Annotated in this window: 8 protein-coding genes and 2 pseudogenes; 7 read left to right on the top strand and 3 right to left on the bottom strand. The window is 59.4% G+C overall.

From position 1 onward, the window contains the following. Both JCM25414_RS25900 and JCM25414_RS18310 read left to right on the top strand, forming a co-directional pair. On the top strand, positions 1-377 hold a 377-nt coding region (locus JCM25414_RS25900), incomplete at its 5' end, for a cytochrome P450 (RefSeq protein WP_148300995.1). Continuing rightward, positions 367-1,332, top strand: a complete 966-nt coding sequence (locus JCM25414_RS18310; RefSeq protein ID WP_051535757.1) for a cytochrome P450 — start codon at positions 367-369, stop codon at positions 1,330-1,332. The genes JCM25414_RS25900 and JCM25414_RS18310, both read left to right, overlap by 11 nt. A gap of 138 nt (positions 1,333-1,470) precedes the next feature. Here the strand turns inward: JCM25414_RS18310 and JCM25414_RS18305 are convergent. From JCM25414_RS18305 to JCM25414_RS18300, 3 genes and pseudogenes are all read right to left on the bottom strand, one after another. After that, positions 1,471-2,837, bottom strand: a pseudogene (locus tag JCM25414_RS18305) (ABC1 kinase family protein). Between the two features lie 3 nt (positions 2,838-2,840). Continuing rightward, positions 2,841-4,652: a M3 family oligoendopeptidase gene (locus JCM25414_RS07800; protein WP_025841268.1), complete on the bottom strand. Its 1,812-nt coding sequence runs from the start codon at positions 4,650-4,652 to the stop codon at positions 2,841-2,843. Positions 4,653-4,760: 108 nt separating this feature from the next. Further along, positions 4,761-6,203, bottom strand: a pseudogene (locus JCM25414_RS18300) (AMP nucleosidase). A 93-nt stretch (positions 6,204-6,296) separates the two neighbouring features. Between JCM25414_RS18300 and JCM25414_RS07790 the strand changes: the two are divergent. The 5 genes from JCM25414_RS07790 to JCM25414_RS07765 all read left to right on the top strand — a co-directional run bounded on the left by JCM25414_RS07790 (position 6,297) and on the right by JCM25414_RS07765 (position 10,978). Continuing rightward, a complete protein-coding gene (locus tag JCM25414_RS07790; RefSeq protein WP_051535756.1) occupies positions 6,297-6,659 on the top strand; it encodes a DUF6525 family protein in 363 nt (120 codons plus the stop codon). A 272-nt stretch (positions 6,660-6,931) separates the two neighbouring features. Next, positions 6,932-7,114 (top strand): hypothetical protein, encoded by a 183-nt coding sequence (locus JCM25414_RS22950; protein ID WP_148300994.1) that lies wholly within the window; start codon positions 6,932-6,934, stop codon positions 7,112-7,114. A 26-nt stretch (positions 7,115-7,140) separates the two neighbouring features. Beyond that, a complete protein-coding gene (locus JCM25414_RS18295; RefSeq protein WP_148300993.1) occupies positions 7,141-8,334 on the top strand; it encodes an MFS transporter in 1,194 nt (397 codons plus the stop codon). 85 nt (positions 8,335-8,419) lie between these two features. Beyond that, positions 8,420-9,550 carry an HlyD family secretion protein gene (locus JCM25414_RS18290; RefSeq protein ID WP_051535755.1) on the top strand — a complete coding sequence of 377 codons (1,131 nt, stop codon included), beginning with the start codon at positions 8,420-8,422 and terminating at the stop codon, positions 9,548-9,550. A gap of 27 nt (positions 9,551-9,577) precedes the next feature. After that, positions 9,578-10,978, top strand: coding sequence for an efflux transporter outer membrane subunit (locus JCM25414_RS07765; RefSeq protein ID WP_025841265.1), 1,401 nt, complete (start codon positions 9,578-9,580; stop codon positions 10,976-10,978). The last annotated feature ends 429 nt before the right edge of the window (positions 10,979-11,407 follow it).

Genomic DNA, 11,407 nt, shown 5'->3' with positions numbered 1-11,407 from the left:
CGCAGTTTCAGATGATGCGCGCCACAATGCGTAACCCGGTCGAGGCTCTGCCCGAGGCAGCATTTCACGATCGTCTGGTCGAGCGCCGCCTGGCGCGTCAGCATATCGTCTATGTCTGTGCACCGGATCTCGTGCGCGAGGCGCTGGTGACGAACAGCGATCGTCTCGACAAGGGCGAAGGTCTGCGTCGGGCCATTGGTCCCGGCCTCGGCGACGGCCTGCTCACCGCCGAAGGCGCGCATTGGCGCTGGCAGAGACAGGCGCTGGCCCCTGTCTTTCGTGCCAGCGGTATCGGCACTTTTTTTACCCGCCATGACCAGAGCGACACGCCGCTGCGTAAAGGCCCTCACGACAGAGGGCGGCATCGTGGCTATTGATGACATCATGATGCGCCTCACTGGCCGCATCATCGTCGAGACCATGCTCTCTGCACCGGATGCAGTCGATGCCGACTCCATGGCACGCAATCTTGGCGTCTTTCTGCAACAGACGCGCTGGAGCATTTTGGGCGATCTGCTGGGAACACCGGAATGGCTCCCTCACCCTGGCAAGACGCGTGGTCTCGCCGCAGCACGAGCTCTTCGTGACGAGGCGATGGTTCAGATTGCCGCACGCAGGGCGCTCCTTGGCACCGCTCCCGAGAAAGTGCCAGACGATCTTCTGGCACGGCTACTTGCAGCGAAAGACCCGGAAACGGGCCGCGTCATGCATGACAGCGAGATCGTGGATAATCTCCTGACCTTTTTGACAGCCGGACATGAAACGACGGCTCTTGCACTGGCATGGACCTTCGACAGGCTAGGCAGACATCCGGAGATCCTGCGCGAGGTTCAGCGCGAAATCGACGCTACTCTGCCAGACGACGCGCCGACGCTGGAGCAACTCGACAGCCTTGTTCTCACGCGAGATGTACTGCGTGAGTCGATGCGCCTGACGCCACCGGCCCCAATCATCGTGCGCGAAGTGACTGAGGCATTTTCGCTCGAAGAGGTAAGGCTGGAAAAAGGCACACGCCTTATCGTGCCAATCTACGCCCTGCACCGGCATCGCGCCTTGTGGGAAGCCCCGGAAATTTTCGATCCTTCGCGCTTCGTTACGCGTCCAAGCGAGTCTCGCCCTCAGGATGATCGCTACGCCTATATGCCTTTCGGTGCCGGCCCGCGAATTTGCATCGGCGCCCGCTTTGCAGAGACAGAAGCCCTCACGGTACTTGCCATGATCCTGAAAGCCCTCACCCTGACGCCTGAGCTTCGTATTACCCCGCCCGGGAAAATGGAAATCACCCTGCGCCCGGCGAAGCCTCTGCTTATGTCCGTTCGGTCAAGAGCCTGACAGCACAAGGGGGCAGCTTTCACAGTCGCGTGCCTCAGTGTTCTTCTCGTTTTCAACACCTGAGACAGGGCGTGCCCGTTACAAAGGAGGTAACGGTACCCTGCAAAGAGGAGTGCCGTTACCTCATGTTGAAAAGAACTACAGACCGTTCAGTGGAGGGGGAACCCGGGCTGCAGCCAAGGCTGCGCTTTGGCGCTCGGCGAGGGCGACCTCGTCGAAATCGGCAATAAGTTCCTGAAACAGGCGATGCCAGTTGAGCTTGGCCTTCAGCCGCAGAAAGACGCTGCCAAGACCGATCGCTGAGCGATCCACCAGCACGAACTCCCGTGAGGGCCTCACGCCGCCAGTGCGCTTGAGCCCCTCATAAACTTTCTCAGCGATGTCCCGCCCGAAATTGGGGTCGTCGCTTTCCTGAATAAAACGCTCCCGGTCATCCATGAGCGGGCCATAGATGAACCGCGCCCATTCATTCAGAACCGATGCCGTATCGCGTGAAATCCCCTTGAAGCCCCACGCCTCATAGGCGGCAAACGCCATCTCTTCGTCGTCATTTTTGAGCGCATTGAAAAGGTCGATGATGCCTTTGATGAAATGCGGCGGGAAAATGCGAATGGCGCCGAAATCAAGCAGGTTCAGGCCCCAATCCGGACGGATGGTGAAATTGCCCATATGCGGGTCGCCATGGATGATGCCGTAGCGATAGACCGGTGTATACCATGCCTTGAAAAGAGCCGTCGCGATGGCGTTCCGCTCTTCCTGACTCGGATTGGTGTCGAGAATTTTCTGAATGCCACGCCCCGACACCCATTCCATGGTCAAAAGGCGTCTGGTCGAGAACCCCTCGACGGGCAAGGGCACTGTTACCTCGGGAATATGCTGGAGCATGTTGCGGTAGAGCCGCATATGCGACGCTTCGCGCACATAATCCAGTTCTTCGCGCAGGCGCTCCTCAAGCTCGCGCACGACCTCGTCCTGCTTGATGGCGGGTAGAAATTGCTGAACCAGCCCCACCACGACACGGAACTGGCGCAGATCGGATTCGACAGCCGCGTTCATATCTGGATATTGCAGCTTGCAGGCCACTTCCTGACCGTCAGCGGTGACGGCACGATGCACCTGCCCGAGCTCGCCGCTGCGACTGCCTGATGGGAAAACGAGCGAAACTGCCGCTCCCAGTTCGGGCCAAGCTCGGTCATCATGCGACGACGCACAAAGCTCCACGCCATGGGCGGCGCATTAGCCTGCAACTCGGCAAGCTGGTTCGCATATTCCTCTGGCAGGGCGCCGGGAATGGTCGAGAGAATCTGAGCGCCCTTCATGAGCGGGCCTTTCAGCCCGCCGAGCGCTGCGCGCAGATCATTGGCATGGATCGCCTGATTGGACTTCAAGCCGAGCTTGTTCCCAATCACGCGTGTCGCGATGCCGCCAACCGTGCTCGACGCCCGCGCCATGCGCTTGAACTCGCCAAAAATTCCCGTCTGGTCCAGATCTTTGGGGTTACTCATCGCTTATGCGCTCTTGTCCTGTTTTTCCTGAGCTTCGAGCTCATCGATGAAGCCTGAAATCACATCCAGTCCCTTGCGCCAGAAGCCCGGATCGGTGGCATCCAGCCCGAAAGGCGCCAGAAGCTCGGCATGGCGTTTGGTGCCGCCTGCTTCCAACATCGCCACATAACGATCCTGAAACGCAGCTGTTCCACCCTGCCCGTTCGTCTCGCCCTGATAGACGCCATAAAGGGCGTTCACCAGACAATCGCCGAAAGCATAGGCATAGACATAAAACGGCGAGTGCACGAAATGCGGCACATACGACCAGTAGGTATCGTAGTCAGGGCTGAACTCGAACGCCGGGCCGAGGCTGCGCGTCTGCACTTCACGCCAGATTTCACCCAAGCGCTCGGGGGACAGCTCACCCTTGCGCCGCTCGTCATGCAGCTTGACCTCAAACTGGTAGAACGCAATCTGGCGCACCACCGTGTTGAGCATATCTTCCACCTTGCCGGCCAGCATGCGGCGGCGGCGAGCCGGATCGGTCTCAGCATCGAGCAAAGCTTGGAATGTCAGCATCTCCCCGAAGACGGAAGCCGTCTCTGCAAGGGTCAGCGGCGTGGAAGACTGAAGATAGCCCTGGCGCGCTGCCAGAAGCTGATGGGCGCCATGACCCAGCTCATGCGCCAGCGTCATGACATCACGGCTGCGGCCATGATAATTGAGCAGAACATAAGGATGGGTATCGGGTGTTACCGGATGCGCGAACGCACCTGAGGATTTGCCCGGCACCGGTGCCACATCGATCCAGTCATTATCCATGAACTGACTGACCAAAGCGCCAAGGCGCGGGTCAAAGCGCGTATAGGCGTCTCGCACGATCGATTTCGCGTCTTCCCACGGGATCAGCCGATCCTCATCGCCAGGAAGCGGCGCATTGCGGTCCCAATGCTGCAACTTGTCGAGACCAAGCCAACCGGCCTTGAGGCTGTAATAACGATGGGCGAGACGCGCATAATCGGCATCGACTGCTGAGACCAGCGCCTCGACAACCTCATCCTCGACCATATTCGCGCGGTTGCGGCTGGAAGACGGACGAGCGAAACCACGCAGCCCGTCCTCAATCGCCTTATCCTTGGCGAGCGTATTCGTGATTAGCACGAGAAGACGCTGATTGGCGCCGAGCGCGCTGCTCACTTCCACTGCGGCCAGACGGCGCTTTTCGCGATCGGGGCTGGAAAGCTGGTTGAGCGCAGCTCCCACTGGGCGGGTCTCACCGTCAAGAGTAACGGTCAGCGAAGCCATGGTCTCGTCAAACAGACGGTTCCAAGAGGCGCGTCCTGTAACCGACTTCTCGACCAGCACCTGCTCGAGCTCATCGGAAAGCTGATAGGGGCGCCACACGCGCAAATCGCGTAGGAACGGCGCCCAACGGGCCAACTCAGGCGTGGTCAGACGCTGCGCCAGATCGTCTTCCTCAATGCGGTTCAGCTCGAGCGTGAAAAACAGCATATGCGACGAAATAGCTGTCAGATGCTCGGTCATACCCTGCGAAAAGCGCCCGGTCTCGGGGTCGCTCGTATGGGCGGCGAAGCTGAGTTGGGCGAAAGCCCCAAGACGCCCCATGCGCTGATCGATGCGCTCATATTCGGCAATCGCTTCTGCGAGTGCTGCGCCCGTCGCCGTGGCCAGCTTGCCTTTCCAGCGCTCAGCAAAAAGACGCGCCGCCTCATCGCAGGAAGCGAGATCCCGCTCGATGGCCGGATCGGTCAGCCCAACATAAAGATCCGAGAGATCCCAGCGAGGCAGTGAGGCGCTGTCGGCTTGAGCCATAAAACAATGTCCTTGTCTTCTTATTGGGCAAAGACTCTCTTGCGCCGGGATATTTCACCCCCGGCAGCAGGAGAGCAGCGCCCCTCTCTGGTAAGGGGCTGTGTTGGTTCAGCGGAAAGCAGGCTCGTCAAAGCCGCGCAGTTTGCGTGAATGCAGACTATCGACACCGCGCTCACGCAGCAGACGCATAGTCTCGATACCGACCATCAGATGCTGGCTGACGCGCTCGCGATAAAAGGCATTCGCCATGCCCCGCAATTTGAGTTCACCGTGAAGCGGCTTGTCGGAGACACATAGCAGCGTGCCGTAGGGCACGCGGAAGCGAAAGCCATTCGCTGCGATGGTCGCCGACTCCATATCGACAGCGATCGAGCGGCTCATGTTGATCTGGGTGAAAAGCGCCCGAAGACGCAGTTCCCAGTTGCGGTTGTCGGTCGTCAGCACGGTGCCGGTACGCAAGCGGGTCTTGATATCACGGTCTTCAAGACCCGTGACGCGCTGCATGGCCTCCTGCAAGGCCACCTGCACTTCGGCGATAGGCGGCACGGAACCCAGGTCGCAGATCGTCATCCAGAACATGATCGTCGCGCACATAGCCATGGGCCAGCACGTATCGCCAAGCAATTGCGTGCGACGCAGACCCGCGCAATGGCCGACCATCAGCAGCAATGTGGGCGCAGTACAGCCAGATGATCGGTAATGGTTTTGGCATTGGAGGCCCGACACCGATATTGATCAGCGTGATGCCGTCACCATCTTCGCGACACAGGTGATAGGCAGGCATTTGCGGCAATGAGTCGGCAGGCTGCCCCTCCTGCCCTGCCCGCGTATAAACGCCATCACCCGGCTCGACAAAGGCGTGGTATTCGCCCCCGGCGTCGATCTGTGTGCGCGCAAAATCGCGAAACCCGTCGACGTAACGCTGATAATTGGTCAGCAGAATGAAGCGCTGAAAGTGACGCGGCGCCGTACCGGTGTAATGGTGAAGTCTCGCAAGCGAATAATCGGTGCGCTCGGCTGTAAACAGAGCCAGTGCCGGGGTGCGGCGGGATCGGGTATGATCTCGCAATTGGCAATAGTGTCATCCGTCGCGTGCAGATCAGGCAGGGCATAATTATCCTGCAACAATTTGAGATCAGCCTCGGTCAGCCCGGTTACGGCGTCTTCCATCACATAGGGCAGAGGCATGGGTCGCCTGGACAGACCCACATGCACCGGCTGTCGATAACACTCGATCAGGTTTTCGATCTGTGCGCGCCAGTAGCTGCGAAACAGAGAGGGACGAGTGAGCGTCGTCCCATAAAAACCGGGCTCCAGCAGCACCCCGAAGCGGGGCTTGACGTCATGAGGGATCGACCCGCGCTGAAGCGGAAAAGCGAGATAGGGATAAAACGATTCAGCAGGCTGACGGGACGCAAAGGCATCGCGCAGACGTTTTACTCCTTCTTCGTAAAGTGCCTCGATACGGTCGAGCGCAGCTTCGGCGTCGTGAAACGGCATGAAGCCCGATCCGACCTGATCAAATAGCCTGTCCTGTTCTGCTGCGCTCATCCTGCACCTCCGGGCGTCACCGTTCGGCGACAGGCTAGCCTGTTGCGCAGACCAGTGATAGACGTCGATATAGTTATGTTATAACATAACTATATGATGTATCTTTCGTCGCGAAACACCCCCGCAGCCGCAACCAATGACGGCACCTGCCGCAAGGCACTCTGGCGCCGCTATGAGGGCGACCCCTGGGCCGCCTTCGACGCCCTGCCTGCCTCGATCCGCCATCGTCTGGCCGAACATGTCTACGATGCCTGGTCGGTAAATGCCCTCATCCTCTGGCGGCATTACAAGAGAGTGCATGGGGCGACGCCGCGGGCCGAACGCGCCATGATACGCTATCTCGATTACTGCGAGCGCCTCGAGCAGGAAGCCTTTACCGAACGCCATGGCGCCCTCGCCCATTTTGATGCAGGGGCCACGACCTTACGATACGGTGCACTACCCGTTACTGCGTAACGGACGGCACGCGAGGCTCATCACTCATTTGTCACACCCTGTTTCCGGGGCTCTCTGCCATACTGCGCAGAAGCCATGCATTACATACTTGTAAATATTTCTTTCTTCGACAGAGTTCATGTCAGAATCACTCCGGCATCGAAGCATAGGCTTTCTGGCAATACTGCAAGAGGGCCTGATGATTTCGGTACAGTCTTCTGACCACTGTTAGTTCAACTGCTGGCATGGAGCGACCACCGCTCCTCGGCGCTCCTTACATTGCTCATCACCCCATGTGGCGACGGGGTCTCTATGCCCTAATGGGTATCTTCATGCCCATTACCGCCTCGACGCAGAACTCTCTCTTCTCAGGCAATCTGGGCACCGCAGCAGGTGAAGCCGGGCTCAGCACGGCCGAGGCTACCTGGCTGGTCGCAGGTTCATCGCTGCAGCCGCTTTCGCCAATCTCGTGGTGATCAAGGGGCGTCAGCAGTACGGGATCATGTTTTTTCTCACCACCTTGCTCGGCGCAAACATCGCGACCGGGCTACTGCTTATTTTCCTCCCCAATTTTACCACGCTGATGATTAACCGTGTCAGCAACGGCTTGATGGTGTCCACCAATGTGGCAGCAGGCGTGTACTATCTCATTCAGGCCCTGCCCAAATCGCATCGTGTCGCGGCCATTGCCATCGCGATCGCCAGTCTGCAGCTCGCCAATCCCATAGCTGCGCTCATTCCAGTTGAAACCCTGACCCAATCCGGCAATTTCGGCTTTGCCTGCCTCGCAACGGGACTTTGCGCGCTACAGCTAGCGCTGGTTCTGCTCCTGCCTCTTCCGACGACGAATACCGGCCGGGTTTTCGAGCCTATGGACGCTGTTTCGGCCATCCTGATGCTAGGTGTATCAGTCTGTCTCGCCTCTGTTCTCGCTCTGGGTCGCACGATGTGGTGGACAGACACGCCCTGGATCGGCTGGCTGTTGGTTGGGCTTGTCGCTTTCGGAGCTGCGGCGCTGAGTGTGGAATTCTGCCGCAAGCGCCCGCTGCTTCAGGTCAACTGGCTCAGTACAGGCACGATCCTGCGCTTCGCCATGGTCGCCATCATGGAGCGTCTTCTGCTTTCTGAACAAAGTTCGGGGGTAATCGGCCTGTTCTCTCACGCCGGGCTGATCAACGACCAGTATCACACGCTTTACCTGTTTGTCATTCTGGGCATGGTTTCAGGCATCACTGTCATGGGCTGCACGCTCTCGCCGCGGCTCATTCCTATACAATGCATTGTAGCTCTTCTCGCCATAGCACTTGCGGCATGGCTTGATTCAGGGAGCAACGGCCTGACACGCCCGAGCGACGTTTACCTCTCCCAGACATTGCTCGGCTTCGGCACGACGCTCTTCGTCGGTCCGGCCCTGCTCTACGGAATCATTCTCGTTCTGCGGTCGGATACCAGTCATTTCATTTCGACCATCTACGTCTTCGCTATCACTCAAAGCATTGGCAGCGCTACAGGCGCCGCTCTTCTTGGCAGCATGCAATATTATTATCAGAACTACGCCATGGTCGGCTTTGCATCGCAAATGGCGAACACGGCCTCATTGTCTCTTGCTGCTGCGCATCAGGCATTTCCTCGATCTCAACGACCCTCTCCGACCAGTCGGCAATCATGGGCTATCTCAATGTCTTTGGCTTCGTAAGCATTCTTGCGCTCTGTGCCGTCGCATTGATCGCGCTCATGCTGCTCTGCAAACATCTCCTCGAATTTTCGGCAAAACACCTCTCATGACCCAGACACCCAATCCGCCTCCTGCCGACACGCATGGTGCCGAAGGCGCGGCTCCTGCCTCACCTGCCCCGGTCTGGCACCCTCCCAGACGCAATCTGCTCGTTGTTATCATCGTGTCGTTACTCGCCGTCATCGTCATCGCCTGCATTCTGGCGGCGTTCGACCTTGCCCCTCTTGGAGAGCGGGGCGTGCGCACAGATGATGCCTATATGCAGGGCCATGTGATGATCGTGGCCCCCGAAGTGCCCGGTTATATCGAGGGGGTATTCGTCACCGATTACGCCAAAGTGCAAAAGGGCCAGCTTCTGGTTCAGATCGATGAGAGCACCTACAAGGCACGCGTGGCGCAGGCGCAGGCAGATCTGGGGAGCAAGCAGGCCGCGCTGAGTAACAACAGACAGAATCAAGCCTCTGCCCGTGCCCGCCTCGACCAGCGTCAGGCGGCTCTCATGACCGCACAGGCCCATCTGACGCGCAGCAGCGCCGATCATCGCCGTCAGGCAGCTCTCGTTAGTGACCAGAGCGTCTCACGCAAGGAGTACGACGCCGGGCTCGATAGCTGGCATTCCGACGAAGCCTCGCTCCGTCAGGCGCTTGCCGATGTCCGTGCCGCTGAGGCCGATGTAAAATCTGCCGATGTTCAGGAGCAGGTCCTGAGCGCTGATGTGCGCCAGGCGGAAGCCGGTTTGCTCTCGGCACAGATCGATCTTAACCGCACCCATATCCATGCAGAGAGCGACGGGGTGATCGGTCGCACAGGAGGCACCCATATCGGTGCCTATGTCGGAGCAGGCACGGCGCTCTTCTCGCTGGTTCCGAACGAACGCTGGGTGGTGGCCGAATACAAGGAGGCCCAGACGGGCAATATCCGTGTCGGTCAGACAGCGTCCTTCACGGTCGACGGCCTCAATGGCCAGAAATTCACTGGTCGCGTTTTTCGCATTGCGCCTGCGACTGGCTCCGAATTCGCTGTGGTGAAGCCTGACAATGCGACCGGCAACTTCGTCAAGATCCCCCAGCGTATCGGCATCTATATCGCCATAGATCCCAATCAGCAATGCCGAGCGCCTCGCGCCGGGCATGTCGGTAGAGAGCTATGTTGCGACGCCTGGCGGAGGAAGCCATGATCAGGCGCAGCCTGGGGAAGCAACGCCGTGAGCGCCCGTAAACGCGCCTCTCTCATGGCGGGGCTGGCGGCCCTGCCTTTCGTTTTGAGCGCCTGCCAGACGGGCGATTTCATCATGCCCAAAGGCTCTTCCGTGACAGCGCCCCCGATATGGCGAGATGGCGATGCCGCGCAGGCCATGACGACGCTTGACCCGCAATGGTGGAGCCAGTTCGGTGACCCTGCCCTGGTGACACTTGTCACCCATGCGCTTGCCAACAACCCTGACCTCGCCGCTGCTGCCGAGCGTGTGTTGCAGGCACGCGGACAGATGCGTCTCGCCCTCAGCGCCCAGCTGCCGCATGTCGACGGTCAGGGGCTTGGCATTGGCAACGGTCATCTGATTGGACAAAATTTCAGCCAGTATATTCTGGGTGGCGGACTCACTTTCGATTTCGATCTGTTCGGCAAGTTGCGCGAGCAGACACGGTCGGCACGGGTGCAAACGCTGTCGAGCGAGGCCGACCGGGAAACGGTCAGACTTGCTCTCATCAGCGACACGGTGCGGGCCTATGTCTCTCTTCAGGCGTCACGCAGCGCACTCGCCATTCTCCAGCGCAATCTGACCGTGAGACAGGCGGAACAGGCCCGCGTGAGCCACCAGCTCAAGGCGGGTTATGAAAAGATCAGCTCGCTCGATCAGGCTGATGCGCTGGTGAGCGATGGGGAGGCGCAAATTGCCTCGACACGCCTGCAAATCGCCCAGCAGGAAGACGCGCTGGGCGTACTGCTCGGCGATCTGCCGGGCGATCAGATTGCGACCCTGACGGCGGGGCTTCCTCTCGAGGCCCTGCGGATGCCGCCTGTCATCGCCCCGGTCCCCGTCCGGCTGTTATCAAACAGACCTGATCTCGTTTCTGCCGCCAACCAGATCATCGCAGCAGATCACAGCCTCAAATCGGCAAGGGCGGCCTTCCTGCCCGATATCGTGATCAACCCGGGTGTCGGCACAGCCGGTGGGTCGGGGCCTCTGACGGGTACGGTCTGGGCGCTGGGCGGCAGTCTACTCGCGCCAATCTTCGAAGGCGGCGCCCTGCGTGCGAAAGAGAGCATTGCCGTCTCGCAGCGCAATCAGGCTGCATGGTCCTATCGCAAGACCGCCGTACAGGCCTTTCGAGAAGTGCAGGATGCACTGTCTGGTACCACCCATCTGGCGGATCAGGAGGCGAGCCTCAGACGCAGCCTGATCAGCAAACAGCATACGCTCGCCGATACGCGAAAGGAGCTTAACACTGGCTACGTCAATTATTTCGACGTCGCCAACGCCGAAAGTGTCGCGCTTTCTGCTGAGCTGCAGACCGTTCAGATCAGGGCCGCTCGTCTGGCCGAACTCGCGACACTCTATCAGGCCGTCGGGGGCGGCTATACGCCCCCTGCTGACGAGAGATAGGCAGTTACTGCACGCGTATATCGACGGCACTCCCGGCCCCGGTCGCATCGATAAGAGCGATATGGGCAAAACCGGGGCGTCTGGCGTCCATGAAGGCGTGATGCCGATGGGTGTGTCCAACGGCACGCCATTGATCAGCCAGCGATAGGGTTCGGTACCGCCACTCGCAACCAGACCAAGCGGCGTCACACGCCCGTCTTCAGCAAAGCACTCCACTCTGCCACCATTGACCGGTTGCACAATCTGGGGGCCGCGTTTTTCATCGAGCTTTTGCAGAGCGGGAGAGAGTGTCGCCTGTACCGGCATCATGTCGGCAGGCAATACGCCACTCTCGGGTAGAATATCGAAAACATGCATCAGCACGGGCGCGCTCGTACCGAGACCGGTAATGCCGGGTATTGCCGTACCATCCGGTCGTCCGCCCCAGAC

It is taken from the genome of Asaia platycodi JCM 25414, assembly GCF_000614545.1.
GTDB lineage: Bacteria > Pseudomonadota > Alphaproteobacteria > Acetobacterales > Acetobacteraceae > Asaia > Asaia platycodi.
This window is presented reverse-complemented; position numbering and strand designations above follow the sequence as displayed.

Coding starts and splice junctions, on each gene's coding strand:
- JCM25414_RS07800 (WP_025841268.1), bottom strand. CDS start 4,652: ATGGCTCAAGCCGACAGCGCCTCACTGCCTCGCTGGGATCTCTCGGAT.
- JCM25414_RS07790 (WP_051535756.1), top strand. CDS start 6,297: ATGATGTATCTTTCGTCGCGAAACACCCCCGCAGCCGCAACCAATGAC.
- JCM25414_RS18295 (WP_148300993.1), top strand. CDS start 7,141: ATGTTTTTTCTCACCACCTTGCTCGGCGCAAACATCGCGACCGGGCTA.
- JCM25414_RS22950 (WP_148300994.1), top strand. CDS start 6,932: ATGTGGCGACGGGGTCTCTATGCCCTAATGGGTATCTTCATGCCCATT.
- JCM25414_RS18290 (WP_051535755.1), top strand. CDS start 8,420: ATGACCCAGACACCCAATCCGCCTCCTGCCGACACGCATGGTGCCGAA.